This is a genomic window from Microbacterium sp. CIAB417 (assembly GCF_022788845.1).
Genome location: NZ_JAHZUT010000013.1, coordinates 16,979 through 41,652, shown reverse-complemented (window position 1 = coordinate 41,652; position 24,674 = coordinate 16,979). Strand labels below are relative to the sequence as shown.

Here is a 24,674-nt window from a genome sequence, read left to right as displayed (position 1 = left end):
GAGTGAGCGATCTCGACGCCGTCGTGGTCGGATCGGGTCCGAACGGACTCGCCGCCGCCGTGACCCTCGCCAGAGCCGGACTATCCGTCCGCGTCTACGAGCGCGCCGCGACCCTCGGCGGCGGCGCGTCCTCGGCGGGTCTGACCCTGCCCGGCTTCCTCCACGATGTGTGCTCGGCCGTGCATCCGCTCGCCTTCGAGTCCGCGTTCTTCCGTGCCTTCGGGCTGACCGAACGCGTCGACTTCGTCGTTCCCGAGGTCTCGTTCGCGCATCCGCTCGACGGCGGGCATGCCGCGCTCGCGTACCGGGACCTCGACCGCACGGCTGAGGAGCTGGGGCGCGACGGCGCCGCCTACGCAAGGCTCATGCGCCCCCTGGCCGAGAACACGCGCCAGCTGGCCGAGCTGACCGGCGGGCCGCTGCTGCGCTTGCCCGCCGACCCCGTGTTCGCCGCGCGATTCGGACTCCGCGTGCTCGACCAGGGTTCGCCGCTGTGGGGGTGGCGGTTCCGGGAAGATGCGGCGCCCGCCCTCGTCACCGGCGTGGCCTCGCACTCGATCCTGCCGCAGCCGAGCCTGCCCGCATCCGGGGCCGGGCTTGCACTGGGCGCCTACGCTCACGCGGGCGGCTGGCCGATCCCGATCGGCGGCAGCCAGGCGATCGTCGACGCGATGGTGGCGGATCTGCGCGATCACGGCGTCGAGGTCGTGCGCGACCACGAGGTGCGCTCGCTGTCGGAACTGCCTGCGGCCCGCGCGGTGCTGCTGGATGTCACACCCGCGGCGCTTCTGCGCATCGCCGGCGACGACCTGCCGCCCTCGTACCGGGCCGCGCTCGGCCGGTTCCGCTACGGCGCCGCCGTCGCCAAGGTGGACTTCGCGCTCTCCGCGCCCGTCCCGTGGGCGGACCCCGCGGTGGCGCAGGCGGGTACGGTGCACCTGGGCGGCACCCGTGCCGAGATCGCCGCCGCTGAGAACGACGTCGTGCGCGGGCGGATGCCGGAGCGCCCGTATGTGCTCATCTCGCAGCCCTCGCTCTTCGACCGTACGCGCGCCCCCGACGGCGCACACACCCTGTGGGCCTACACCCACGTCCCCGCCGGCAGTGACGTCGACCGGGAGGAGGCGGTCGTCGCTCAGATCGAACGGTTCGCGCCCGGATTCCGCGACACGATCCTCGCAGCTCGCTCGCGCACCGCCGTGGACCTCGCCCGCCACAATCCGAACTATCCCGGTGGCGATATCGCCGCGGGCACTCCCGACGTCGCGCAGCTACTCAAGCGCCCCGTGCTGCGCAGCGACCCCTGGCGCACGCCGCTTCCGGGGGTCTACCTGTGCTCGGCGTCGACCTCACCCGGCCCCGGGGTTCACGGCCTCGGCGGATGGTGGGCGGCGCAAAGCGCGCTCACGCACGTGTTCGGCATCCCAGAGGCGCCGTCGCTGTCACCGCGCTGAGCGCAGCCGTTCCCAGTCCACGTCGAGCGTGCGCGGAAGCCCGCGGGAGAAGCGCGCGGGAAGAACCGTGCCGGGCTCCGGCCAGTATCGGGTGTCGATCACGACCTCGGCCGACGCGGTCGCACCCTCGAAGCCCTCCGCCGCGAGGGCCAACTCGACCGTGCAGCTCTGGTAGCGCCGTCGAGACGACGGCGGCGTCGCCGAAAGGATGCAGGCGGTGCCGGTCCACGGTGTGCCGAGCCCCGACTCGGTCAGCCGGTCCAGTGCCTCGGCTGCGCCCTCGGTCCAGTCCTCCATGTCACCGACGATAGCGACCGGCGCGGATGCGCCGACGCATGCCGACACACGACTCGGGGCCGTGCCGAGCGGCCGGTAGGCTGCGGGAAACCCGCATCCCCCTTCGAAAGGGCCCTCCATGGCCGACCGCGAATACGGCTTCCGCACGCGCGCCATCCACGCCGGCAACATCCCCGACGCCGTCACCGGCGCCCGCGCGCTGCCGATCTACCAGTCCACGGCGTTCGTCTTCGACGACACGGAGGATGCGGCCGCGCGCTTCGCGCTGCAGAAGTACGGCAACATCTACAGCCGCCTGGCGAACCCCACGACCGCCTCTTTCGAGGAGCGCATCGCCTCGCTCGAGCAGGGCCTCGGAGCCGTGGCCACCTCGAGCGGGCTGTCGGCGCAGTTCATCACCTTCGCCTCGCTCGCGGGTGCGGGCGATCACATCGTGGCCAGCGCCAACCTCTACGGCGGCTCGATCACGCAGCTCGATGTGACGCTGCGCCGCTTCGGGGTGGAGACGACGTTCGTCGCCTCGGCGGATCCCGCCGACTACGCCGCCGCCATCACCGACCGCACCAAGGCGGTGTTCGCCGAGACCGTGGCGAACCCCTCGGGCGAGATCGCCGACATCGAAGGGCTCGCGGCGGTCGCTCACGCGGCCGGCGTGCCGCTCGTGATCGACTCGACGGTCGCGACGCCGTATCTCTGCCGTCCGATCGAGTGGGGCGCCGACATCGTCGTGCACTCGGCCACCAAGTTCCTCGGCGGCCACGGCACCTCTCTCGGCGGCGTCGTCGTCGAGTCGGGTCGCTTCGATTGGTCGAGTGAGCGCTTCCCCCTGTTCACCGAGCCGGTGCCGAGCTACGGCGGGCTCGAGTGGTCGGGCAACTTCGGCGAGTACGCCTTCCTCACGCGCCTGCGCGCCGAACAGCTGCGCGACATCGGCCCGGCGCTCGCTCCGCACTCGGCCTTTCTGCTCGCCCAGGGCGTGGAGACGCTGCCGTATCGCATGAAGGCGCACGTCGACAACGCGCGCGCCGTGGCCGAATGGCTCGACGCCGACCCGCGCGTGGAGTACGTCACCTGGGCGGGGCTTCCCGGACACATCCACCACGACCGCGCCCAGAAGTACCTCCCGGAGGGCCCCGGCGCCGTCTTCAGCTTCGGGGTCAAGGGTGGCCGCGCGGCGGGTCGCACCTTCATCGAGTCGGTCGATCTCGCCAGTCATCTCGCCAACATCGGCGACGCGAAGACGCTCGTCATCCACCCCGCGTCCACGACCCACGCGCAGCTGACCGAGCAGCAGCTCATCGACGGCGGCGTGCTGCCGGGGCTCGTGCGCATCAGCGTCGGCATCGAGGACGTCGACGACATCATCTACGACCTCGACCAGGCCCTCGCCGCCGCGCAGGAGGCATGATGAACGACGTGACCGCCGTCGAGGAGACCGTCGAGACCCGCCTGCCGAACGGGCTGACGTGCGCCCTGCCCGCCAGCTCGCCCCTCGCCAAGCTGCTGCGCTCGCAGCGCACGTGGGAGGGGCCGGGAGCGAAGGAACGCCTCGCGATCCTCCGCGCCGCCAAGAGCATCGCGATCGTCGGCGCCTCCGCGAATCCGGCGCGCTCGAGCTACTTCGTCGGCACGTACCTCCTGCAGTCCGGCGCCTACCGGGTGTACTTCGTGAACCCGAACGCCACCGAGATCCTCGGTCAGCCGGCCTACCCCGATCTCGCCTCGCTCCCGGAGGTGCCCGACATCGTCGACGTCTTCCGCCGCGCCGACGACATCCCCTCGGTGATCGACGACGCCCTTGCGGTCGGCGCGCCCACCGTCTGGGTGCAGCTCGGAATCTGGAACGAGGATGCGGCGCGGTACGGCGAGAGCAAGGGCCTGACCGTGGTCATGGACCGCTGCATCAAGATCGAGCACGCGCGCTTCCACGGCGGTCTGCACTTGATGGGCTTCGACACCGGTCAGATCAGCTCCCGGCGTACGCTGCGGTGAATGCTGTGCGGCTGCGCCCTGCCGTCGGCCACCTCACCCGGATCGGTGCGGCGACCCTCCTCGCCGGAGTCGGCACGGGGCTCGCGGTGCTGCTGCTGGTCTGGATCGTCCATTCGATCGAGCACCTCGTCTGGGGCGAGGGTCCGGGTCCCTTCCTCGATGGTCTCGCCGCGCCATCCGAGTTCTGGCTGCCGCTGGTCTCGGTCAGCGCCGCCGGCGTCATCGCGGCCGTCGGCTGGTATCTCATCCGCCGCTTCGGCAGGCCCGTCGCGAGCGTCGAGCAGGGTGTCGACGGGCGACGGATGCCGGTGCTGGAGACCCTCGTCGACACCGTGCTGCAGGTCGTCTCCGTGGCGCTGGGCGCATCGATCGGCAAAGAGGTCGCCCCGCGCGAGCTCGCCGCGATGGCGTCGTCGAAGGTCGTCGGCTGGTTCCGCCTGACGCCGCGCTGGCGCCGCATCCTGATCGCCTCGGCCGCGGGCGCGGGTCTTGCGGCCGTCTACAACGTGCCGCTGGGTGGCGCGGTGTTCGCGGTGGAGATCCTCCTCGGCGAGTTCTCGATCGCCGCCGCCGTGACCGCCCTCGCGGTCAGCGCGATCGCGACCCTGGTCGCGCGGCCGCTCGTGGGCGACCAGTCGCTCTACGACCTGGGATCGATCGAGGTCAATGCGTCCCTGCTCGTCGCGGCACTCGTCGTCGGACCGCTGATGGGAGTCGTCGCCACCAGTTTCGTCGCCGCCACCAAACGTCTGAGCGCCTTCCGGCCGACCGGCTGGAAGCTGCTCGTCGTGCTCCCGCTCGTGTTCGCCGCCGTCGGCGCCGTGGGGATGTTCTTCCCGCTCATCCTCGGCAACGGACGCGCGCTGGCGACCGCCGGCTTCGAGCTGAGCGAGCCGGTCGTGTTCCTGCTCATCCTCGCGGTGCTCAAGTACGTCGCGACCACGCTCTCCCTCGGGGCGGGTGCCATCGGCGGCACGCTGCAGCCCTCCGTCGCGATCGGCGCGGCACTGGGAGCGGCAGCCGCGGCGGGGTGGGCGCTGCTCTGGCCCGGAGCGAGCGGCACGGGACTCGCTGTCGTCGCCGCGGCCGCCTTCCTCGCCGCGAACATGCGCGCCCCGTTCACCGCGATCGCGCTGATCATCGAGTTCACCAACACCGGCTTCTCGCTGCTGCTGCCGATCTTCCTCGCCGTGGCCGGCTCGCTCGCGGTCGTGGGCCTGCTGAAGCGCGGCGGCCTCGCGAGCTTCACACCCCTCGATCCCGCCCGCGAGTAGGGCGCGTCTCGCGAGAGGAGACTCCGCGCGTCGCGGCGAGCGCGCATCCGTTTGTCGAGCGCGCATCCGATCGCGTGCTCATTCGACGAACGGATGCTCAGTCGGCGACGCCGGTCTCGACCTCCGCGAGGCGGGCCTCGACGGCGGCGATGACGGCGTCGACGTCGAAGGCGAACTGCGCGTCGCCGTAGGCGTCGAAGCCGCTCCCGTCGAGCCGCCGCAGCACGCTGAGCTCCGTGGCGCCCGTCTCGCGAAGCATCCCGCGGAACTGCGCGACCTGCGGGTGCCCGCCGGCTCCCGCGGCCGCGACCTCCTCTCGGGCGAAGCCCGTGGCGATGGTCGTCAGCAGAAGGAGAGTGCGCCCGGCGGTGACCTCGTCGACGCCGCCGGCGAGCAGACGTTCCAGCACCACCTCGGCCGGCCGGACCGCGCCGAGAGTCGCCCGAGACAGGGTGCGGAAGTGCTCGACGAGGGCGCCCGATGCCACGAGTGACTGCCGCATCCCCTCGGCGAAGGTGCGACAGGCATCCGGCCAGGGAGCATCCGGGGGGATCTCGAGCGCGGCGATGCGGGTCAGGAACACGTCTTCGGCGAGCAGCTCCATCAAGCCCTCCCGCCCGTGCACGTAGTGGTGCAGCGCCTTGCGATCGACCCCGAGGGTGTCGGCGACGCCCTGCATCGTGAGCTCCTCCGCGGGCAGCCGCCGTGCAGCGTCCCGTGGCGTCGCGTGTGCTCCGGGAGGACGGCCGTGTCGTCGCCGTCGACATCTCCGCCGATCGCCTGGACGAGCTGGTGGCGGCGCGCGGCGGGGAGAAGCTCGTGGCCGTCGCCGGCGACATCACCGACCAGGCGGCCGTCGACCGGATCGTCGCGGCCGCCGGAGAACGGATCGATGCGCTCGCGAACGTCGCCGGGATCATGGACGACTTCTCGCCGCTGGGGGAGACGACGGATGCGGTGTGGGAGCGCGTCATGTCCGTCAACGTCACGGGCACGTTCAAGCTGTCGCGCGCGGTGATCCCCGCGATGACCGCGGCCGGAGGCGGCGCCATCGTGAACGTCGCCTCCGAAGCAGGCCTGCGCGGCAACGCCGCGGGGAACGCGTACACGGCCTCGAAGCACGCCGTGGTCGGGCTGACCAAGTCGGCCGCATTCATGTACGGTCCCGCCGGGATCCGGGTCAACGCGGTCGCCCCCGGAGCCGTCGCGACCGGCATCGCCCTTCCGCCGCACCTCTCCGAGAGCGGGCGCGCACGGGTGGCACCCTTCGAGCAGCTCATCCCGACCGTGGCCACAGCGGAGCAGCTGGCCGCATCCATCACCTTCCTGCTCTCGGACGACGCGGCCAACATCAACGGCGTGATCCTCGCGTCCGACGGAGGATGGTCGGTGCAGTGACGCCTCGGGGCGGCGGTAGGCTCTCCCGGTGACCGACGCCCCCGCACGCGTGCTTGCGCCACGCACTCCCGCCTTCATCCTCACCTGCATCGCGACCGGGCTGCTGGCGGGTCTCCTGTCGGGACTGTTCGGCGTGGGCGGCGGCACCGTGATCGTTCCGCTGCTGGTCCTGTTCCTGAAGTTCGACCAGCGTCTCGCCGCGGGAACCTCCCTCGCGGCCATCGTGCCGACGGCCGCCGTCGGCGTGATCTCCTACGCCGTGCACGAGTCGGTCGCGTGGGTGCCGGCGATCCTGCTCGCCGTGGGTGCCGTCGTGGGCGCGCAGATCGGCACGTGGCTGCTCCCGCGGATCTCGCAGACCGCGCTGCGCTGGGGCTTCGTCGCCTTCATCGTCGTCGTGATCGCGAGCCTGTTCTTCGTCATCCCCTCCCGCGACGCGCACATCGAGGTGACGGTCGTCACCGGCATCGCCCTCGTCGTGGTGGGCGTGTTCACGGGCATCATGGCGGGTCTGATCGGTGTCGGCGGCGGCGTGATCGTCGTGCCGATCCTCGTGCTCATCTTCGGCGCGAGCGACCTGGAGGCGAAGGGCACGTCGCTGCTGTTCATGATCCCCACCGCGCTGTCGGGAACGATCGGCAACCTGCGGCGCAGGAACGTCGACCTCCTCGCGGCTGCCCTCGTCGGCGTCGCCGCGTGCACGACCACCGCGCTGGGAGCGTGGATCGCGACACTGCTCGATCCCTTCGTCGCCAACATCCTCTTCGCCGCCTTCCTCGTCTTCATCGGCACGCAGATGGCGATCAAGGCCGTCCGCGGGCGCAAGCGCTGAGCCATTTCTGACGGCGGTCGCCGCCGGGCCGCTCGGTAGGATGGGCCTGTGCCCGTGAATCCCACCCTCGTCGAGCGCGCCTTCGAGCCGACACCGCCGTACCTCGTCGGTCGTGAGAAGGTGCGCGAGTTCGCCCGCGCCGTCTTCGCCACCGACCCCCAGCACACCGATCCGGCTGCAGCGCAGGCGCTCGGCTACGCCGACGTCGTCGCGCCGCCGACGTTCGCGATGGTGATCCAGGACCTCACGCTGCAGCAGCTGCTGGCCGAGCCCGACTCGGGAATCGCGCTCGAGCGCACGATCCACGCCGAACAGCGCTTCCGCTACTCGCGACCCATCGTCGCCGGCGACGAGCTCACCGCGCAGCTGCGGGTGACGGGCGTCCGCGCGGTCGGCAAGGGCGCCATGGTCACGAGCGAGGCCGAGGTGACGGATGCAGTCGGCGCACACGTCGTGACCGCCACATCCATCCTGCTGATCGGGGGCGAGGAATGACCGCGTACGAGATCGGACAGGTCGTCGCCGAGCGCGATGTGCACCTGACCCGCGAGTCGCTCGTGCGGTACGCGGGCGCGTCGGGCGACTTCAACCCCATCCACTTCCGTGACGACGTCGCCGCCCGCGTCGGGCTGCCGGGCGTGCTCGCCCACGGCATGCTCACCATGGGGCTGTCGGTCGAGACGATCGTGCCCTGGCTCGGGGATGCCGGCCGCATCCGCGAGTACGGTGTGCGCTTCACGCGACCCGTCGTCGTGGACGCCGAGACCGGAGCGGACGTGCACGTCGTCGCCACCGTCGGTCAGATGGACGACGAGACGCTGCGCATCGACCTGACGGTCACCCATGCCGACACGACCGTGCTGGGCAAGGCGCAGGTGCGGGTGGCCCGCGAGGCATGACCGCCGTAGAACCGCTGCCGCTCGGGCAGCTGACCACGCTGGCCACGGGCGCCGCTCCCGCGCGGATGCGGGAGGCGCGGTCGCGGGACGAGCTGATCGTCGCGCTGCGCGAGGTGTGGGCTGACGGCGACGACTGGTTCGTGCTCGGCGGCGGGTCGAACCTCCTGGTGGGCGATGAGCCCTTCGACGGCACCGTGGTGCGGGTGCTGACCCGGGGTATCGAACGGCTGCCCTCGCCCCGCGAAGGCTTCGTGCGACTGCGCGTGCAGGCCGGACACGACTGGGACGCCCTGGTCGCCGACACCGTGACGGCGGGGCTCGCCGGCATCGAGGCGATGAGCGGCATCCCCGGCACCGTGGGTGCGGCTCCCGTGCAGAACGTCGGGGCGTACGGGCAGGACATCTCGCAGACCCTCGTCGAGGTCGAGCTCATCGACGAATCCACCGGCGAGATCTCCACGGTCGCCGCCACCGAACTCAACCTCGGCTTCCGCACCTCGGTGCTCAAGCACCACTACGGATCGGTGGCCGCCCGTCGTGCCGTCATCCTCTCGGTGACCCTCGAACTGCAGCAGGTCGGTCACGGCGCGGCTCCGGTGCGCGGCGAGCAGTTGCGCCGGGCTCTCGGACTCGCACCGGATGCGGTCGTCTCGCTCGCCGAGGTGCGCGACACCGTGCTCGCCACCCGCCGCAGCAAGGGCATGGTCCTCGACCCCGATGACGCCGACACGCGCTCCGCGGGTTCGTTCTTTCAGAACGCGGTCGTGTCGCAGGAGTTCGCGCGCACCCTTCCGGCGGAGTGCCCGAGGTGGCCGCTCGAACCCGAGATCGAGCCGGTGCGCGTCATCCCGCTCGACCAGTTCGACGGGTACGTCCCCCCGGCGCCGGTGCGCTCGATCGATGTGAAGGTGAGTGCCGCGTGGCTCATCGAGCACGCGGGGATCGGCAAGGGCTTCCGCATCGGCCGCTCGCGCGCCGCGGTGTCGAGCAAGCACGCCCTCGCATTGACGAACCGCGGCGGGGCGACGGCGGCGGAGATCGCCGAGCTCGCGCGCTTCATCCAGCAGCGGGTGCAGCAGGAGTTCGGACTGATCCTCCAGCCCGAGCCCGTGCTCGTCGGCGTCGAGCTCTAGCCGATCGTCACCGCATCGCGCGCGGCGCGGCGGGCGATGATCACCACGCCCGCGCCCGCGACGCCGAACATCACCGCCAGGATCGCCCATCCGGCGGTGCCGAGATCGATCGCCGTCATCGTCACGACGGCCGGGGCGATCATCGCACCGAGCGCGTAACCGGTGCCGTAGACGCCCTGGTAGCTGCCCATCCGCTCCTGCGACGCCAGATCGAAGCTCAGGCTCCAGCCGGCGGCGCTCGGGTGATCTCGGCGAGCGAGTGCACGAGGGCGGCCGCGAGCAGGATCACGGCGGCGATCGCGATGGGCCCCCACCCGTCGCCGTCGACCCACCCGGCCCCCGCCCAGAGGGCGCAGGCGAGCGACGCCCTTTGCGCGGAGGGCTCGCGAGTGTAGGGCCGGGGCCCGGAACCCGGGGTCGGGGTCCGGGGTGGGTGTCCCGGGGTTGGTGCCGGTGGGTGCCCGAGTTGCGTCGCAGGTGCGCGGATGCGGCAGGTTTCCGCATCCGCGACAGTTTTTGTCTGTGGCGGGTGCGCAAAAGTGTGGCGGTTCCGGGCGGCCGAAGGCGGGTGCCAGCATCCGGCGCCGGCGCGACACGGGTCGCAGGATGCGGAGCCCGCAACTCCCTGTGCACTCATAGGACCGTGCGTAGGCTCGATGACATGACCGATCTCACCCGTCCCCAGACGCCGGACCCCTATCCGCTTCTTCCCGCGGTGGCCTCGTTCACCGTCACCAGTGAGGACGTCACTGACGGCGCACCGCTGAAAGACGACCAGGTCGCCGCCCTCGGCAACACCTCGCCGCAGCTGTCGTGGTCAGGTGCGCCCGAGGGGACGCAGTCCTACGTCATCACTTGCTTCGACCCCGATGCCCCCACCCCGAGCGGCTTCTGGCACTGGGTGCTCGTGGACGTGCCCGCATCCGTCACCTCCCTCGACACCGGAGCCGCGGCGGCCGCTCTCCCCGGCGGCGCCTTCCATGTGCGCAATGACGGCGGGCAGCCCGGCTTCATGGGCGCCGCGCCCCCGCAGGGCGACCAGGTGCATCGGTACTACTTCGTCGTGCACGCCGTGTCCGAGCCGACGCTCGGAGTGGATGCGGATGCGTCGCCCGCCGTGGTCTCGTTCAATCTGGCGTTCAAGACGCTCGGCCGAGCCATCATCCACGGCACCTACCAGCACTGACGATCGAGATGACCGACCTGCTGGGGTGGGGGACCATCGTCCTCGTGCTCAGCGTCCCGCTGCTCTTCGTGCTCGTGAGCATCTCCACCCACCGCCGCCAGCGATCGGACGGTGCGGATGCGGGTTCGTCGGGCGGGCTGCTCGGATTCGACGAGCTCTTCCACCCGGCCGCGCACGAGGCGCGGCTCGTGTGGGAGGCCGAGCAGGAGATCCCGATTCCCGCGCCCACGCCCGACAAGGGTCACGGCGTGATCGAGGGCGGCTCGCGCATCACGATCGAGGTGCCGGGAGCATCCTCGCCGAACGCAGCGCGCTGAGCCGTTTCAGGGACGCGGCCGCGATCAGGAGAAGAGGCGCTGCAGGCGACGCACGCCCTCGAGCAGCGCGTCGTCGCCGAGCGCGTACGAGAGGCGCAGGTAGCCGGACGGGCCGAACGCCTCGCCCGGGACGACGGCGACCTCGGCCTTCTCGAGGATGAGGTCGGCGAGCTCCAGCGTCGTGGTCGCCGTGACGCCGTCCCACTCGCGGCCCAGCAGTCCCTGCACGTCGGGGTAGACGTAGAACGCGCCGAGCGGGTTGGGAACCGTGACGCCCTCGATCTTGGCGAGCTCGTCGACGATGAGCCGACGGCGACGGTCGAACGCGACCCGCATCGCCTCGGCCTCGTCCTGCGGACCCGTCAGAGCGGCGAGGGCGGCGCGCTGCGCGATGTTGTTCACGTTGCTCGACAGGTGCGACTGCAGGTTGGCCGCGACCTTGATCGCGTCGGCGGGGCCCACCATCCAGCCCACGCGCCAACCGGTCATCGCGTACGTCTTCGCGACGCCGTTGACGAGAATTGTCTGGCCGGCGAGCTCCGGCACGGCCTCGACGATCGACACGGCGCGGGCCCCCTCGTAGACGAGGTTCTGGTAGATCTCGTCGGTGATGACCCAGATGCCGTGGGCGAGCGCCCACTCGCCGATCGCACGCGTCTCCTCGGGGGTGTACACGCTGCCGGTGGGGTTAGAGGGGGAGACGAACACGAGCACGGTCGTGCGGTCGGTGCGTGCGGCCTCGAGCTGGTCGACCGTGACCTTGTAGTCCTGGTCGGCACCGGCGAACACCTCGACGGGCACACCGTCGGCGAGGCGGATGGCCTCGGGGTACGTCGTCCAGTACGGAGCGGGAAGCAGCACCTCGTCGCCCGGGTTCACGACGGCCTGGAACGCCTGGTAGACGGACTGCTTGCCGCCGTTGGTCACGATGATCTGCGAGGGCGAGACCTCGAGCCCGGAGTCGCGAAGCGTTTTCGCGGCGATCGCCTCGCGCAACACCGGCAGGCCCGCGGCGGGCGTGTACCGGAAGTTCGACGGGTCCTTCAACGCCTCCGCAGCCGCATCCACGATGAACTGCGGCGTCGGGAAGTCGGGCTCGCCGGCGGCGTAGGAGATGACGGGGCGTCCGGCGGCCTGCAGGGCCTTCGCCTTCGCATCGACCTTGAGGGTCGCGGATTCGGCGATGGCGGAGAGTTTGCGGGAGACGGGGGCGCGTTCGGTCACCCTCCGAGCCTAGCGGGGCAGCGCCCGCTCCAGCAGGGCCGAAGGCCCCCGTCGGGTGTGGAAACATGATCGGGTGAGCGCACCCCGCATGCAGGTCTGGGCCCTCGACGGCATCGCCGAGGTGGCCGCCGGCGACGACCTCGCTACGATCATCGGCGACGCCCTGGCGGCGGATGCGGAGGGCGTCGTCGACGGCGACATCCTCGTCGTGACCTCCAAGATCGTCTCGAAGGCGGAGGGGCGCCAGCTGGCCGCATCCGATCGGGAGGACGCGATCACCGCGGAGACCGTGCGGGTCGTCGCGGTGCGCGGCACGACCCGGATCGTCGAGAACCGCCTCGGGGTCGTGGGCGCCGCCGCCGGTGTCGACGCCTCGAACACCCCCGAGGGGACGATCCTGCTGCTGCCGATCGATCCGGATGCGTCGGCTCGCGCCCTGTGCGCTGCGCTGCGAGAGCGCTTCGGGGTGCGACTGGGCATCGTCGTGAGCGACACTCTGGGCCGCGCGTGGCGCATCGGGCAGACCGACATCGCGATCGGTGCCGCGGGGATGCAGGTGGTCGACGATCTGCGCGGCGAGACCGACGCGCAGGGGAGGCCTCTCGTAGTGACTGTGCCCGTCGTCGCCGACGAGATCGCCTCGGCCGGCGACCTCGTCAAGGGCAAGGCGACGGGGCGTCCCGTGGCGGTGGTGCGCGGACTGTCCCGTTACGTCACCGACGAGATCGACACCCCCGGCGCGCGCACCCTGCCGCGCACGGGCGAGCACGACATGTTCCGCCTCGGCACCGACGAGGCGATCGCGATGGGACGCCAGGTCGGCTACGACGACGGGTTCGCCGCCGGGCGCTCGTCGCGCGGCTGAACCCGAACTCCTGCAGAACGGCGCGTTCGGCGCGGGATAGCCGGTTGATCGGGCGAGGTGCAGGAGTTGGGGCCCTGATCGTTAGCGCTTCGTTGCGCGGGGAAGCCTGCCGCGTGCCTAGCGTGGAGGGATGCGGAAGACGGGGGCCTTCATCGCGGTGCTGCTGGCGGCGACGCTGACCGGGTGCGCGGGGGCGCTGCCGTTCCTGTCGGGCGAGCCGCGCGCCGACGCCGTGCCGATCGACGAGCTGCGCTGCGGCGACGGATTCGGCACCCCGGATCCGGACGTGGTCGCAGGCTCTGTGCCCGAGGACTTCGTGCCGGTCGCGTTCTACCGGTGCGAAGCGTTCGCCACCGAGACAGATGCGGAAGGCATCTGGGCGGGGTCGCGGATCGAGCGGTTCGAGGGCGATCTGAGTGCGCTGCTCGCGGCCCTCGCCGAACCGGATGACCCGCCGAGTCTCGGCGCGTGCACCGCGGACATGTGGATCGGGCCGGAACTGTGGTTCGCCGACGCCGAAGGCCGATACGTGCGAACGCCGTACCCGAGTACCGGATGCGCGAAGCCTCGTCCTGATGTCCTCGACCGCGTCGAGGAAGCGGTCGCCGCGCTCGCCCTGGTCGAGTCGCGCTTCCAGCGTGGCAGCCTCATCGAGTCCGCCGCGGCGACGGCCGCGGCGTGCGCGTCGACGGCGGGCTTGTTGGTGCTGATCGAGACGCTTCCGGGCGTGGACGTCGGAACCGTTCCGGACGTCCCGGAGGTCGGCGTGACGGCCGTCCCCGTGCCGCCGCCCCCGCTTCCCTCCGCCGATGAGGGGACGGCGATGCGGGTCTGTCGATACGCGTCCGCCCCGCTTTCGGCCGAGGGCGTCGTGGCCAGCATCCAGGGATCGCTGCCGTTCGCGGGTGTCGACGAGCTCGATCGGGAGCAAGCGGCGCACGCACTCACCCTCATCGGCGAGGCCGGCCCCGCGGGCACGTGCGAGGTGGAGGCCACATCCACGGTGGTCCTGCATCCGTTGCCGGCGGCGCAGACAGGTGCCACGGTGACCGTGGAGCTCGACGGATGCCGTCGCGTGGTGGGTCCGGATCTGCGTGCCGCTGCCGCGCCGGAGGAGCTGCTCGCTCTCCTCGCCCCCTGACTTCCGCGGCGCCCCCCGCGGGCGGTGCGGATGCTGCCGCGGTCCGAACTCCTGCAGAACACCGTGCTCGCCCGCGGCGAGGCGCGTTTCGTGCGCCGTTTGCAGGAGTTCGGGCGCGCGGGAATCCCCGGCCGCCCCGCGAGCAGCGGGAGCGACCGGGGATCGGGCGGATCAGCGTTCGACGAGGAACCGCGAGTAGGCGCCGAGGGTCAGGAACGAGGGGAACTCCGCGCCCAGGGCGACGTCGCGGAAGACGTCCGCCGCGTCGTCGAACCGGTCGCCGTCGCGGCGCTCCACCTCGCCGAGCACCTGCGCGATCAGCTCCTCGATGTACTCGCGGGTGATGCGGGTGCCGTCCTCGGTCGTGCGGTCCTGGTGGATCCACTGCCACACCTGCGAGCGGCTGATCTCGGCGGTGGCCGCATCCTCCATCAGGTTGTCGATCGCGACGGCACCGAGGCCGCGCAGCCACGCCTCCATGTAGCGGATGGCGACGGAGACGTTGCCGTGCACCCCCGCCGCCGTGATGGGGCGGCCGATGTGCACGTCGATCAGCTGGGCGGCGGTCACCTCGACGTCGTCGCGCTGGCGGTCCAGCTGGTTCGGCCGATCGCCGAGCACGGCGTCGAACTCCGCGCGGGCCACCGGGATCAGATCCGGATGCGCCACCCACGTGCCGTCGAAGCCGTCGCCGGCCTCGCGCTTCTTGTCGGCGGCGACCTTCTCGAACGCGCGCTCGGTCACCTCCGGGTCGCGGCGGTTCGGGATGAAGGCGCTCATGCCGCCGATGGCGAAGGCGCCGCGCTTGTGGCACGTCTTCACCAGGAGCTCGGTGTAGGCCCGCATGAACGGCACCGTCATCGTGACCTCGCTGCGGTCGGGGAGCACGAAGCGCGCGCCGCGGCCGCGGTAGTTCTTGATGATCGAGAAGATGTAGTCCCAGCGCCCGGCGTTCAGGCCCGCGCAGTGGTCGCGCAGCTCATAGAGGATCTCCTCCATCTCGAACGCGGCGGGCAGCGTCTCGATCAGCACCGTCGCGCGGATCGTGCCGTGCGTGATGCCCAACCGCCGCTCGGTGAAGCTGAAGACGTCGTCCCACAGCTTCGCCTCCTCGCTCGATTCGAGCTTCGCGATGTAGAAGTAGGGCCCGGCGCCGTTCTCGATCAGCCGGTGCGCGTTGTGGAACGCGTAGAGACCGAAGTCCACGAGCGAACCGGATGCGGCGAGCGTGCGCCCCGAGCGGTCGGTGAACCCGAGGTGCTCCTCGACGAGGTGCCAGCCGCGCGGGCGCATCACGATCGTGGGCGTCTCGGCGGCGGTGACCTCGTAGCGCTTGCCCTCGCCGCTCGTGAACGAGAGCTGCCCGCGGATCGCGTCGAACAGCGACAACTGCCCCTCGATCACGTTGCGCCAGGTGGGGCTCGTCGCATCCTCCTGGTCGGCGAGCCAGACCTTCGCGCCGGAGTTGAGGGCGTTGATCGTCATCTTCGGGTCGGTCGGACCGGTGATCTCGACCCGGCGGTCCTCGAGACCGGGGCCGGCGCCGGCGACGCGCCAGGACGCATCGTCGCGGATGCGGGCCGTGTCGTCGCGGAAGCGGGGGTCGTGCCCGTTGCCGATCTCGTAGCGGCGCCGCATCCGGTCCGCGAGCCGGTCGTGCCGGCGCCCGGCGAAGCGGTCGTGCAGCTCGGCCAGGAAGCCGAGCGCGTCGGGGGTGAGGATCTCGTCGTACCGCGCGCGGAGCGGGCCGCGCACCTCGATTGTCGGTGTGTGGGGTCCGGTGGCGATCGGGCCGGTGCCGGGGTGGCGTTCGTCGCCGCGGATGCGGGTGCTTTCGGGCGCGAAGCCCGTTGCGGTGGGGGTCATGGCTCTGCCTTTCGAAGGCGGGGAGGAAACGGAAGAAGGGTCAGTGGAACTGGGCGGTCTCGGTGGAGCCGGCCAGTGCCAACGTCGCGCTGTCGGGGTTGAGCGCGGTTGAGACGTGGTCGAAGTAGCCGGTGCCCGCCTCGCGCTGGTGGCGGGTGGCGGTGTAGCCGCGCGCCTCGGCGGCGAACTCGGCCTCCTGCAGCTCCACGTAGGCGCTCATGGCGCGCTCGGCGTAGCCGGCGGCGAGGTCGAACATCGCGTAGTTGACGGCGTGGAATCCGGCCAGGGTGATGAACTGGAACTTGTAGCCGAGGTCCGCGAGGTCCTGCTGGAACGTCGCGATCTGCTCGTCGGTCAGGTGTCGCTTCCAGTTGAAGCTGGGCGAGCAGTTGTAGGCCAGGAGCTTGCCGGGGTAGCGCTCGTGGATGGCCGCGGCGAACGCGCGGGCGAGCTCGATGTCGGGCTCACCGGTCTCGACCCAGATGAGGTCGGCGTACGGCGCGAAGGCGAGGCCGCGGCTGATGACCGCGTCGATGCCGGGTCGCACTCGGTAGAAGCCCTCGGACGTGCGCTCACCGGTCGTGAACTCCTGGTCGCGCGGGTCGACGTCGCTCGTCAGCAGGTCTGCGGCGAGGGCATCGGTGCGGGCGATGATGACCGTCGGCACGCCCGCCACATCCGCCGCCAGGCGCGCGGCGTTGAGGGTGCGGATGTGCTGCTGCGTGGGAACGAGCACCTTGCCCCCGAGGTGGCCGCACTTCTTCTCGCTGGCCAGCTGGTCCTCCCAGTGGATGCCGGCGGCACCGGCCGAGATGAGCGACTGCGCGAGCTCGTAGGCGTTGAGCGGGCCGCCGAAGCCGGCTTCGGCGTCGGCGACGATGGGGGCGAGCCAGTCTTGCGTGATCTCGCCCTCGGCGTGCTCGATCTGGTCCTGGCGGATGAGCGCGTTGTTGATGCGGCGGACGACCGCAGGCACGGAGTTCGCCGGGTAGAGGCTCTGATCGGGGTAGGTCTGGCCGGCGAGGTTGCCGTCGGCGGCGACCTGCCAGCCCGACAGGTAGATCGCCTTCAGGCCCGCGCGCACCTGCTGCACGGCCTGGCCGCCGGTGTAGGCGCCGAGCGCGCGGATGTAGTCCTCCGTGTGCAGGAGGTTCCAGAGGTTCTCCGCACCGCGGCGGGCGAGCGTGTTCTCTTCGCGCACCGAGCCGCGCAGGCGGATGACGTCCTCGGCCGAGTAGGTGCGCTCGACGCCGTCCCAGCGGGGATCCGTGTTCCAGATCTCCTGCAGCTCGGCGGCGGTCTGCGTCATGTCACCCGCGCGCAGCGGGCCCTGGGCGAAGGGGGCGGTGCTGGTCATGTCGGTCTCCTGTGATCGAAGGGACGGTCGTCGTCCCGAGGCGTGTGACCACTGTGGGTGAAGATCAAGGCCGGAAACGGAGATTTCCGGGGAGAAGATTGCTCGTTCTTCTGTTCTTGTGCCACAATCCCGATCCATGACGATCGAAGAAGATCCGATGACCGACGACGCCGACGCCCTGACGATCGGGCGCCGCATCCGCCAGCTGCGCACGGCGCAGGGCATGACGCTCGACGCGCTCGCCGCCGCGGTCGACCGTGCGCCCAGCCAGCTGTCCATGATCGAGAACGGCAAGCGCGAGCCCCGGCTCACACTCCTGCGCGCGATCGCGAAAGCGCTCGGTACGACGGTCGACGCGCTGCTGGAGGCCGAGCCGCTCGACGAACGCGCCGCGATGGAGATCGCGTTGCAGCGGGCGATGAAGGGGCAGACGTTCCAGGCGCTCGGCATCGACGCGTTCCGCATCGGCAAGTCGGTGCCGGACGAGGCTCTGCGGGCGATGCTCGCCCTGCACGGCGAGATCGATCGCCTGCGCGACGAGCGCTCCGCCACGCCCGAAGAGGCGCGACGGGCGAACGTCGAACTGCGCGATCTCATGCGGGAGCAGAACAACTACTTCGCCGAGCTCGAGACCGAGGCCCGGGCGATCCTGGATGCGGTGGCCCACCCCGGCGGCCCGCTCACCCAGCGATCGGCGAGCGACATCGCCGCGCACCTGGGCTTCACGCTGCACTACGTGCCCGACCTGCCCCAGACGACCCGCAGCGTCGCCGACCTGAAGCATGGCCGCCTCTACCTCTCGAGCCGGGTGGCCGCGAAGGGCGACGCGCGCACGGCGGTGCTGCAGGCGCTGTCGAGCCGCATCCTGGGGCATCGGGAGCCCACGAGCTACGCCGAGTTCCTGCGCCAGCGGGTCGAGACCAACTACCTCACGGGCGCCCTGCTCGTCCCCGAGTCCCACGTCGTGCCGGTGCTCACCGATGCCAAGGCCGACCGGGCGATCTCGATCGAGGATCTGCGTGATCTGTACTCGGTCTCGTACGAGACCGCCGCGCACCGCTTCACGAACCTCGCCACGGTGCACCTCGGCATCCCGGTGCACTTCCTCAAGGTGCACGAGTCGGGCACCATCACGAAGGCGTATGAGAACGACGACGTGAACTTCCCGGCGGATCGGCTGGGCGCGATCGAGGGGCAGATGTGCTGCCGCCGGTGGACGAGCCGTGTGGTCTTCGACGTCGACGACCGCTTCAACCCGTACTACCAGTACACCGACACCGGTAACGGCACCTACTGGTGCACCGCCCGCGTCGAGTATTCGAGCGAGGGAGCGCACTCGATCAGCGTTGGCGTGCGCTTCGAGGACACGAAGTGGTTCCTGGGGCGCGACACCGCCAACCGCGGGGTCTCACGGCACTCGGTCGAGGTGTGCTGCCGACGCGCGCCGGCCGAGCTCGAGAGCGCCTGGCGGGAGAACTCCTGGCCGAATGTCCGTACGCCCCGCACCCTGCTCGCGACCCTGCCCACCGGGGCCTTCCCCGGCGTCGACACGACCGAGGTCTACGAGTTCCTCGAGGCGCACGCGCCCAGCTGAGCCAGGCGGGTGCGGGTGCTTCGCCGAGCGAGCATCCGTTTGTCGAGCGAGCATGCAACGGGGTGCTCACTCGACGAACGGGTGCTCACTCGGCGGCGTTCCAGCGCAGCCGGGGCGGCTCGGCGTCGATGGCCGCGAGCGTGTCGGCGGGGGAGGCGATCGGGAACGTCGTCACGAGGCGCTCGCCCGTGCCGCGATCGATCGCGTAGGCGAGGGCGAAGGGGCCGGATGCGGCGCGCCGCCCGATGGCGATCCGTGCGCGCACCGGGCCGATGCGCTCCTCGCGCACCGTGTGCTCGGCCAGCAGGCCCCGGGCGGCGGCGGTGATGCGTGCGAGCGGGGTGACGGAGGGTGCGTCGCCGCCGAGTGCCTCGGCGTGGAAGAGCGTGGGCTCGCCGTAGGCGGTGGCCAGCCCCGCATCCAGCCACCGCTCGCGCTTGAGTCCGTAGGGCGTCTCGGCGAGCGAGAAGAGGTAGCCGTAGACGTGCAGCAGCCCCGCATTGCCCGTGGGCCAGGTCGCTTCCAGCCCCGCCGCGGCATGCAGGTGCTGGAAGACGGCCTCGGGCAACACCGACTCTCCGGTGTTCTCGTCGATGGCCGTGGAGAGGTCCCACGCGTCGAACAGGCCGTTCGCGGCGTCCCGGCGAAGGGATGCGGCGACGCCGGGCAGGAGCGCGAGTGCTGCGGCGGGGTCGTCCAAGGCGCGGCGGGCTGCCGCGTCCACGCGCGCGGTCGATGATTTAACCGGCTGTTCATCGGGCGTGGTCATTGCGTCCACAATCCTCCTTCACCATGGACGAAGCGTCCACCTGAAGGAGCCCCGTGCCACGTCCTGTTCTCATCTTCGACTTCGACGGTACCGTCGCCCTCGGCGACGGGCCCGTGCTGGCCTACGCCGCATCCGTGGCCGCCGCCGGCCGTCTGCCGGAGAATTTCGTCACCGAGGTGCGGCGGGGACTCGACGACCCGGGCGCGGAGGGCGCCGTCGACGGCTACGACCTCGTCCGCATCCTCGCCCTGCGCGCCGGCGCCGACGAGACGCACCTCGCCTTCGGCTACCGGGCGAGCCGCGGGATGCTGGCGACATCCGCCGCCCCGATCGGCGCACCCGCGGGCCTCGCGCGACTGCTCGACGAGGTCGACGCAGAGCGGATCCTCCTCACCAACGCCCCGGACGTGCGCCTGACCGAGGCACTCGACGCGCTGGGGCTCGCGGGGCGCTTCGACCGGATCGTCACGGATGCGGCGAAGCCCGCGGGCCTGGACGCCCTCCTCGACGAGCTCGACCCCGCCCGACCCGTGCTGAGCGTCGGCGACATCTGGCGCAACGACCTCGCCCCCGCCCACGCCCGCGGCCACGCGACGGCGCTCGTGGGCGCATCCTCAGCTCCCGACGCACGGCCCACCTATCGCGCCGCGCGCCTGGACGACCTCCTCGACGACATCGCACGCTGGGCCCTCGCCGCCCGCGTCGCCTGACCCCACCGACCCGCACACCACCCCGATCCGAAGGACACCACATGAACATCACCCGCCTGCGCCTCGGCGCCGCAGCCGCCGTCGTGGCGGCCGCATCCCTGCTGCTCGCCGGTTGTGCCGGCTCGGCCGACCCCGCAACGAGCGGTGCCGCGGCCGATCCCGACTCCCTCGTGCTGGCGCTCGTTCCCTCCCAGGACCAGAACGGCCTCGTCGACACCGCGAAGCCCCTGACCGACATGCTCACCGAGAAGCTCGGCATCCCGGTCACGGGCGTCGTCGCGAAGGACTACCAGGCCGCCGTCGAGGCGATGGGCGCGGGCCAGGCGCAGATCGGCTTCCTGCCCTCGCTGCAGCTCTGGCAGGCGAGCGACAAGTACGGGGCCAAGGTCGTCCTCCAGACCGAGCGCAACGGCAACATCACCTACCCGGCGCAGTTCATGACGAACAACCCCGACAAGTACTGCGACGACACTCCCGTCGAGCGCGACGGCATGCTCTTCTGCAACGGCGCCGACGCGATGAAGGGACCGGCGGGTCTCGACTCGATCACCAAGGTCAAGGGTGCGAAGGTCGCGATGCTCGGCCCCGGCTCTCCCGCCGGCTACATCTACCCCGTGCTGGCGCTGCAGGAGGCCGGCATCAACACCGACAGCGACATCGAGAAGCTGCCGGTCACCGCCAACGACGCCTCCGTCCTCGCGGTCTACAACGGCGACGCCGAGGTCGGCTTCAGCTTCTGGGACGCACGCACGATCGTGAAGAAGGACGTCCCGGATGTGGGTCAGAAGGTCGTCGTCTTCGCGATGACCGACGAGATCCCCAACGACGGCGTCGCCCTCACCTCCGACCTCTCGCCGGAGCTGCAGCAGAAGATCACGGATGCGCTCGAGGAGTACTCGAGCTCCGACGAAGGCTCGAAGGTGCTTCAGAGCATCTACTCCATCACCAAGCTCGCTCCCGCCGACCCCGCCTCGCTCGACGTGGTCGCCCGCGCCGCGCAGCAGCTGGGTCTGCAGTGACGACGTCTCTCCACCAGGAGGTCGGGGCTGCGGCCCCGGCCTCCTGGCCCATTCGCCTGCGCGACGTCCAGGTGCGCTACCCCAACGGCACGATGGGCCTGCGGGGTGTGAGCCTGGACATCCCCGCGGGGGAGATGGTGGCGGTCGTCGGGCTCTCCGGGTCGGGCAAGTCCACCCTCATCCGCACGATCAACGGGCTCGTGCCGATCTCGGCCGGCTCGCTCACGGTCGGCGACATCGAGCTGGCGGGTGCTCGCCCGCGCACGCTGCGGCGCCTGCGCGGCGGCATCGGCATGGTCTTCCAGAGCTTCAACCTCGCCGGTCGTACGAGCGTTCTGAACAACGTGCTCGTCGGGCGGCTGACGCACACGCCCACCTGGCGCACACTGCTGGGCGCCTACACGGCGAACGACAAGCAGCTCGCCTACGAGGCGCTGGAACGCGTCGGCATCCTCGCGAAGGTCTACGACCGCGCCTCGGCGCTCTCGGGCGGTCAGCAGCAGCGCGTCGCGATCGCCCGGGCCCTCGCGCAGCAGCCGCGGATCGTGCTCGCCGACGAGCCCGTCGCGAGCCTCGATCCGCCCACGGCGCATGGTGTGATGGGCGATCTCCGCCGCATCAACCGCGAGCTCGGCATGACGGTGCTGGTGAACCTTCACCTGCTCGATCTCGCGCGTCAGTACGGCACGCGTCTGATCGGGATGCGGGCCGGCGAGCTGGTCTACGACGGGTCGGCCGCCGACGCCACGGATGCCGACTTCGCGGAGATCTACGGCCGGTCGGTCACGGCCGAGGATCGGCTCGGTTCGTGAGCGCGTCGTCGCTGGAACTGCCGCCCAGACCCGGCGGCAGGTGGCGCGGCTGGGTCATCGCGGCCCTCGTCGCCGCCGTCACGGTGTTCATGTGCCTGCCCGTCATCGGCATCGATTTCGACCTCAGCGGCATCGCACGCAACTGGCAGCACGGGGCGAGCAAGGTTCTGGGACTGCTCCAGCCCGACTGGTCGTTCTTCCCGCGCACGGTCGCGCCGCTGCTCGAGACCCTGCAGATGGCCGTCATCGGCACCGCCGTCGGCGCGCTGATCTCGCTTCCGCTCAGCTTCCTCGCCGCACGCCCGACCAACCCGCATCCGTGGCTGCGCGGGGCCGTTCGCGCCGTGCTGAACGTCGTGCGAGCCGTCCCCGACCTGCTGTCGGCCGCCGTGCTCGTGGCCATGGTCGGCGTCGGCGCTCTTCCCGGCATCCTCGCGCTCGTGCTCTTCAACGTCGGGATCATCGTCAAGCTCGTCTCCGAGTCGATCGACGCGATGGATGCGGGCCCGATCGAGGCCGGCCGCGCCGCCGGCGGCACCCAGCTGCAGATCAACCGCGCACTCGCCCTGCCCGACACCTGGCCGGCCTTCGTCGCTCAGACGCTATACGTATTCGAGCTCAACGTTCGCGCCTCGTCGGTGCTGGGACTGGTGGGCGCCGGCGGGCTGGGCCTGCTGATCGATGCGGTGCGCACGTACTACCGCTACGACCAGCTCTCGCTCATCATCCTGGAGATCCTCGTGCTCGTCGTCCTTCTCGACGCCCTGAGCGCCGCCGTTCGACGGAGGCTCGTGTGAGCGCCGTCGGCACGTCTCCCGCGCGCACCGCGCCCGGGTTCGCGCTTCCCGAGCGACCACGTCGACCCCTCGTGCTCGTCGTCGGTGTCGCCGTGACGGTGATCGTCATCGCCGCCTTCTGGTCCGTCGACATCACGTGGTCGCGGCTGGGGGAGCTGCCCGCCGCGATCGTGCGCTACATCTGGCTCATGTTCTCGGCCCCGGACTGGTCGAAGCTGCCCGAGGCTCTCTGGCAGACCTGGCGCAGCGTCGAGATGGCCTGGGTCGGCACCGTGCTCGGCGTGATCGTCGCGACGCCGCTGAGCCTGCTGGCCTCCCGTGGCTTCGGGCCGGCATGGTTGCGCTCCGCGCTGCGTCTCGTGTTCTCCGTCATCCGCGCGGTTCCGGAGATCATCTTCGCCATCATCATCCTGTCGATGACGGGCCTCACACCGCTGACGGGCGCGCTCGCCCTCGCCGTCAACGGCGTCGGCACGCTCGGCAAGTGGGGATACGAGGCGGTCGAGGCGGTACCGCAGGGACCGATCGAGGCGGCGCGCGCTGCCGGTGGCAACACCGCGCAGGTGCTGCGCTGGGGCGTGTGGCCGCAGGCGACGCCCGCGTTCCTGTCGTTCTGGCTCTACCGGTTCGAGATCAACGTGCGATCGTCCGCCGTGCTGGGCCTCATCGGCGTGGGCGGAATCGGCGACATGCTGACCACCTACACCCAGTACCGTGAGTGGTCGACGGTGGGAATGCTGCTGATCGTGGTCATCGCGGTGACGATGACCATCGATGCCATCAGCGGTGCGGTCCGCCGCAGGATCATGGAGGGTGCGCGTGTCCGCTGACGCTCCCACGACCGCGCGGATCGCGGCGCTGCGCAACGTCCTGCAGCCCACCGAACGGCGCATCGCCGATCTGATCGTGTCGGAGCCCGAGGTCGTCGTGGAGCTCACGGCGCAGCAGCTCGCCGATCGGGCAGGTGTCGCGCGGTCCTCGGTCGTGCGGGCGTGTCAGCGCCTCGGCTACCGCGGGTACCCCCAGCTGCGGGTCGCGCTCGCCGCGGAGCTCGGCGCGCAGCCCGATGCGGTGATCGATCACGGCGTGGGCGTCCTCGGACGCATGCGCACCGCGATGGACCGTGCGGCGCAGGCGCTCGCCGGTTCGGCGGGGCTTCTGACCGAGGATGCGGTCGCCGCCGCGGTGTCGCGCGTCGCCGGCGCCCGGCGGGTGCTGGTCGTCGCCAATGGTCTGTCGTCGCCGCTCGCGAGCGACCTCGCGATGAGGCTGACCGCGGTCGGGCGTCCCGCGGAGATCGTCGCGGATCCGATCGCGCAGCAGATCTCCGCGCGCCAGCTCACCGGCGACGACATCTGCCTCGTGATCAGTGGTTCGGGGGCCAATGAGGCGAGCGTGCGGGCCGCGCGCGCGGCCGAGGCCGCCGGTGCCGGTGTCCTTCTCATCACCTCGTTCGTCGCGTCGACACTGACCGAGATCGCCGACCTGTCACTCGTGTTGGCGCCGGCGGGTGCGACGTTCCGCGACGAGCTCGAGCACACCTCACGGGCGGTGCACGCCGTGTTCGGCGAGGTGCTCGTGGATGCCGTCGCCGCCGAGCTGGGGGAGCGGTCGCCCCGCATCCGGGCTCAGGTGCTCGAGATCCTCTCCGAGAACCTCGCCGACCCCGCCGAGTGAGCACCCGTTCGCCGAGCGAGCAGGCAATGGGGTGCTCGCTCGGCGAACGGGTGCTCGTTCG

General features: G+C 71.1%; 26 protein-coding genes and 1 pseudogene. 20 read left to right on the top strand and 7 right to left on the bottom strand.

The genetic code is table 11. From position 1 onward, the window contains the following. Window positions 1-2 precede the first annotated feature (2 nt). Window positions 3-1,454: an NAD(P)/FAD-dependent oxidoreductase gene (locus tag KYX17_RS29610; RefSeq protein ID WP_243233009.1), complete on the top strand. Its 1,452-nt coding sequence runs from the start codon at window positions 3-5 to the stop codon at window positions 1,452-1,454. Here KYX17_RS29610 and KYX17_RS29605 read toward each other — a convergent pair. Then, window positions 1,443-1,751 (bottom strand): hypothetical protein, encoded by a 309-nt coding sequence (locus KYX17_RS29605; protein ID WP_243233007.1) that lies wholly within the window; start codon window positions 1,749-1,751, stop codon window positions 1,443-1,445. The two genes, KYX17_RS29610 and KYX17_RS29605, sit on opposite strands and share 12 nt — an antisense overlap. A gap of 118 nt (window positions 1,752-1,869) precedes the next feature. On the opposite strand from KYX17_RS29605, the gene KYX17_RS29600 reads away from it, so the two are divergent. The 3 genes from KYX17_RS29600 to KYX17_RS29590 are packed head-to-tail and all read left to right on the top strand — an operon-like array spanning window position 1,870 to window position 5,017. Next, on the top strand, window positions 1,870-3,159 hold the full coding sequence (locus KYX17_RS29600) for an O-acetylhomoserine aminocarboxypropyltransferase/cysteine synthase family protein (RefSeq protein ID WP_243233002.1): 1,290 nt from the start codon (window positions 1,870-1,872) through the stop codon (window positions 3,157-3,159). Further along, on the top strand, window positions 3,159-3,743 hold the full coding sequence (locus tag KYX17_RS29595; RefSeq protein ID WP_243233001.1) for a CoA-binding protein: 585 nt from the start codon (window positions 3,159-3,161) through the stop codon (window positions 3,741-3,743). The genes KYX17_RS29600 and KYX17_RS29595 overlap by 1 nt, the downstream gene beginning before the upstream one ends. Window positions 3,744-3,748: 5 nt before the next feature. After that, window positions 3,749-5,017: a chloride channel protein gene (locus KYX17_RS29590; protein WP_243233000.1), complete on the top strand. Its 1,269-nt coding sequence runs from the start codon at window positions 3,749-3,751 to the stop codon at window positions 5,015-5,017. Window positions 5,018-5,114: 97 nt separating this feature from the next. On the opposite strand, the gene KYX17_RS29585 is transcribed toward KYX17_RS29590, so the two are convergent. Then, window positions 5,115-5,696 (bottom strand): hypothetical protein, encoded by a 582-nt coding sequence (locus KYX17_RS29585; RefSeq protein ID WP_243232999.1) that lies wholly within the window; start codon window positions 5,694-5,696, stop codon window positions 5,115-5,117. Between the two features lie 32 nt (window positions 5,697-5,728). On the opposite strand from KYX17_RS29585, the pseudogene KYX17_RS29580 reads away from it, so the two are divergent. The 5 genes and pseudogenes from KYX17_RS29580 to KYX17_RS29560 form a co-directional block, all read left to right on the top strand. After that, window positions 5,729-6,415: pseudogene (locus tag KYX17_RS29580) on the top strand (SDR family NAD(P)-dependent oxidoreductase); the annotation flags it as partial. A gap of 28 nt (window positions 6,416-6,443) precedes the next feature. Next, on the top strand, window positions 6,444-7,247 hold the full coding sequence (locus KYX17_RS29575) for a sulfite exporter TauE/SafE family protein (RefSeq protein WP_374209001.1): 804 nt from the start codon (window positions 6,444-6,446) through the stop codon (window positions 7,245-7,247). Window positions 7,248-7,295: 48 nt separating this feature from the next. Continuing rightward, the gene (locus KYX17_RS29570) at window positions 7,296-7,742 is read left to right on the top strand and encodes a MaoC family dehydratase N-terminal domain-containing protein (protein ID WP_243232997.1); all 447 of its coding nucleotides are present in this window, start codon (window positions 7,296-7,298) and stop codon (window positions 7,740-7,742) included. Beyond that, window positions 7,739-8,146 (top strand): MaoC/PaaZ C-terminal domain-containing protein, encoded by a 408-nt coding sequence (locus KYX17_RS29565; RefSeq protein WP_243232996.1) that lies wholly within the window; start codon window positions 7,739-7,741, stop codon window positions 8,144-8,146. The genes KYX17_RS29570 and KYX17_RS29565 overlap by 4 nt, the downstream gene beginning before the upstream one ends. Further along, window positions 8,143-9,279 (top strand): UDP-N-acetylmuramate dehydrogenase, encoded by a 1,137-nt coding sequence (locus tag KYX17_RS29560; protein ID WP_243232995.1) that lies wholly within the window; start codon window positions 8,143-8,145, stop codon window positions 9,277-9,279. The genes KYX17_RS29565 and KYX17_RS29560 overlap by 4 nt, the downstream gene beginning before the upstream one ends. Here the strand turns inward: KYX17_RS29560 and KYX17_RS29555 are convergent. Beyond that, on the bottom strand, window positions 9,276-9,470 hold the full coding sequence (locus KYX17_RS29555; RefSeq protein WP_243232994.1) for a hypothetical protein: 195 nt from the start codon (window positions 9,468-9,470) through the stop codon (window positions 9,276-9,278). The two genes, KYX17_RS29560 and KYX17_RS29555, sit on opposite strands and share 4 nt — an antisense overlap. A 470-nt stretch (window positions 9,471-9,940) precedes the next feature. Between KYX17_RS29555 and KYX17_RS29550 the strand changes: the two genes are divergently transcribed. After that, window positions 9,941-10,465, top strand: a complete 525-nt coding sequence (locus KYX17_RS29550) for a YbhB/YbcL family Raf kinase inhibitor-like protein (protein WP_243232993.1) — start codon at window positions 9,941-9,943, stop codon at window positions 10,463-10,465. A gap of 8 nt (window positions 10,466-10,473) precedes the next feature. Beyond that, window positions 10,474-10,782 carry a hypothetical protein gene (locus KYX17_RS29545; RefSeq protein ID WP_243232992.1) on the top strand — a complete coding sequence of 103 codons (309 nt, stop codon included), beginning with the start codon at window positions 10,474-10,476 and terminating at the stop codon, window positions 10,780-10,782. A 24-nt stretch (window positions 10,783-10,806) separates the two neighbouring features. Here the strand turns inward: KYX17_RS29545 and KYX17_RS29540 are convergent, their stop codons facing one another. Beyond that, complete coding sequence (locus KYX17_RS29540) at window positions 10,807-12,006, bottom strand: pyridoxal phosphate-dependent aminotransferase (RefSeq protein WP_243232991.1); 1,200 nt, start codon at window positions 12,004-12,006, stop codon at window positions 10,807-10,809. A 73-nt stretch (window positions 12,007-12,079) separates the two neighbouring features. Here KYX17_RS29540 and KYX17_RS29535 point away from each other — a divergent pair, with 73 nt between their 5' ends. Beyond that, window positions 12,080-12,871: a coenzyme F420-0:L-glutamate ligase gene (locus KYX17_RS29535; protein WP_308220987.1), complete on the top strand. Its 792-nt coding sequence runs from the start codon at window positions 12,080-12,082 to the stop codon at window positions 12,869-12,871. Window positions 12,872-13,001: 130 nt separating this feature from the next. Next, entirely contained in the window at window positions 13,002-14,012 is a 1,011-nt protein-coding gene (locus KYX17_RS29530; protein ID WP_243232990.1) for a hypothetical protein, read from the top strand. A 171-nt stretch (window positions 14,013-14,183) separates the two neighbouring features. Here the strand turns inward: KYX17_RS29530 and aceB are convergent, their stop codons facing one another. Both aceB and aceA read right to left on the bottom strand, forming a co-directional pair. Continuing rightward, window positions 14,184-15,878 carry a malate synthase A gene (gene aceB / locus KYX17_RS29525; RefSeq protein WP_243232989.1) on the bottom strand — a complete coding sequence of 565 codons (1,695 nt, stop codon included), beginning with the start codon at window positions 15,876-15,878 and terminating at the stop codon, window positions 14,184-14,186. Between the two features lie 40 nt (window positions 15,879-15,918). Then, on the bottom strand, window positions 15,919-17,235 hold the full coding sequence (gene aceA / locus KYX17_RS29520) for an isocitrate lyase (RefSeq protein ID WP_243232987.1): 1,317 nt from the start codon (window positions 17,233-17,235) through the stop codon (window positions 15,919-15,921). A 136-nt stretch (window positions 17,236-17,371) separates the two neighbouring features. On the opposite strand from aceA, the gene KYX17_RS29515 reads away from it, so the two are divergent. Further along, a complete protein-coding gene (locus tag KYX17_RS29515; protein WP_243232977.1) occupies window positions 17,372-18,829 on the top strand; it encodes a helix-turn-helix transcriptional regulator in 1,458 nt (485 codons plus the stop codon). Between the two features lie 85 nt (window positions 18,830-18,914). On the opposite strand, the gene KYX17_RS29510 is transcribed toward KYX17_RS29515, so the two are convergent. Beyond that, the gene (locus tag KYX17_RS29510; protein ID WP_243232967.1) at window positions 18,915-19,598 is read right to left on the bottom strand and encodes an amino acid deaminase; all 684 of its coding nucleotides are present in this window, start codon (window positions 19,596-19,598) and stop codon (window positions 18,915-18,917) included. Window positions 19,599-19,651: 53 nt separating this feature from the next. Here KYX17_RS29510 and KYX17_RS29505 point away from each other — a divergent pair, with 53 nt between their 5' ends. The 6 genes from KYX17_RS29505 to KYX17_RS29480 all read left to right on the top strand — a co-directional run bounded on the left by KYX17_RS29505 (window position 19,652) and on the right by KYX17_RS29480 (window position 24,613). Further along, a complete protein-coding gene (locus KYX17_RS29505; RefSeq protein WP_243232965.1) occupies window positions 19,652-20,308 on the top strand; it encodes an HAD family hydrolase in 657 nt (218 codons plus the stop codon). Between the two features lie 41 nt (window positions 20,309-20,349). After that, a complete protein-coding gene (phnD, locus tag KYX17_RS29500; RefSeq protein ID WP_243232954.1) occupies window positions 20,350-21,327 on the top strand; it encodes a phosphate/phosphite/phosphonate ABC transporter substrate-binding protein in 978 nt (325 codons plus the stop codon). Continuing rightward, window positions 21,324-22,139: a phosphonate ABC transporter ATP-binding protein gene (gene phnC / locus KYX17_RS29495; RefSeq protein ID WP_243232947.1), complete on the top strand. Its 816-nt coding sequence runs from the start codon at window positions 21,324-21,326 to the stop codon at window positions 22,137-22,139. The genes phnD and phnC overlap by 4 nt, the downstream gene beginning before the upstream one ends. Further along, complete coding sequence (phnE, locus tag KYX17_RS29490; protein WP_243232945.1) at window positions 22,136-22,936, top strand: phosphonate ABC transporter, permease protein PhnE; 801 nt, start codon at window positions 22,136-22,138, stop codon at window positions 22,934-22,936. The genes phnC and phnE (KYX17_RS29490) overlap by 4 nt, the downstream gene beginning before the upstream one ends. 71 nt (window positions 22,937-23,007) lie before the next feature. Next, the gene (gene phnE / locus KYX17_RS29485; RefSeq protein ID WP_243233135.1) at window positions 23,008-23,766 is read left to right on the top strand and encodes a phosphonate ABC transporter, permease protein PhnE; all 759 of its coding nucleotides are present in this window, start codon (window positions 23,008-23,010) and stop codon (window positions 23,764-23,766) included. Beyond that, on the top strand, window positions 23,756-24,613 hold the full coding sequence (locus tag KYX17_RS29480; RefSeq protein ID WP_243232943.1) for a MurR/RpiR family transcriptional regulator: 858 nt from the start codon (window positions 23,756-23,758) through the stop codon (window positions 24,611-24,613). The genes phnE (KYX17_RS29485) and KYX17_RS29480 overlap by 11 nt, the downstream gene beginning before the upstream one ends. The last annotated feature ends 61 nt before the right edge of the window (window positions 24,614-24,674 follow it).

What these genes read in the sequence shown, in the direction of transcription:
- KYX17_RS29595 (WP_243233001.1), top strand. Translation starts at nt 3,159, where the DNA reads ATGAACGACGTGACCGCCGTCGAGGAGACCGTCGAGACCCGCCTGCCG.
- aceB (WP_243232989.1), bottom strand. Translation starts at nt 15,878, where the DNA reads ATGACCCCCACCGCAACGGGCTTCGCGCCCGAAAGCACCCGCATCCGC.
- KYX17_RS29605 (WP_243233007.1), bottom strand. Translation starts at nt 1,751, where the DNA reads ATGGAGGACTGGACCGAGGGCGCAGCCGAGGCACTGGACCGGCTGACC.
- KYX17_RS29560 (WP_243232995.1), top strand. Translation starts at nt 8,143, where the DNA reads ATGACCGCCGTAGAACCGCTGCCGCTCGGGCAGCTGACCACGCTGGCC.
- KYX17_RS29565 (WP_243232996.1), top strand. Translation starts at nt 7,739, where the DNA reads ATGACCGCGTACGAGATCGGACAGGTCGTCGCCGAGCGCGATGTGCAC.
- phnD (WP_243232954.1), top strand. Translation starts at nt 20,350, where the DNA reads ATGAACATCACCCGCCTGCGCCTCGGCGCCGCAGCCGCCGTCGTGGCG.
- KYX17_RS29585 (WP_243232999.1), bottom strand. Translation starts at nt 5,696, where the DNA reads ATGCAGGGCGTCGCCGACACCCTCGGGGTCGATCGCAAGGCGCTGCAC.
- KYX17_RS29600 (WP_243233002.1), top strand. Translation starts at nt 1,870, where the DNA reads ATGGCCGACCGCGAATACGGCTTCCGCACGCGCGCCATCCACGCCGGC.
- KYX17_RS29550 (WP_243232993.1), top strand. Translation starts at nt 9,941, where the DNA reads ATGACCGATCTCACCCGTCCCCAGACGCCGGACCCCTATCCGCTTCTT.
- KYX17_RS29555 (WP_243232994.1), bottom strand. Translation starts at nt 9,470, where the DNA reads ATGGGCAGCTACCAGGGCGTCTACGGCACCGGTTACGCGCTCGGTGCG.
- KYX17_RS29545 (WP_243232992.1), top strand. Translation starts at nt 10,474, where the DNA reads ATGACCGACCTGCTGGGGTGGGGGACCATCGTCCTCGTGCTCAGCGTC.
- KYX17_RS29530 (WP_243232990.1), top strand. Translation starts at nt 13,002, where the DNA reads ATGCGGAAGACGGGGGCCTTCATCGCGGTGCTGCTGGCGGCGACGCTG.
- KYX17_RS29515 (WP_243232977.1), top strand. Translation starts at nt 17,372, where the DNA reads ATGACGATCGAAGAAGATCCGATGACCGACGACGCCGACGCCCTGACG.
- aceA (WP_243232987.1), bottom strand. Translation starts at nt 17,235, where the DNA reads ATGACCAGCACCGCCCCCTTCGCCCAGGGCCCGCTGCGCGCGGGTGAC.
- KYX17_RS29510 (WP_243232967.1), bottom strand. Translation starts at nt 19,598, where the DNA reads ATGACCACGCCCGATGAACAGCCGGTTAAATCATCGACCGCGCGCGTG.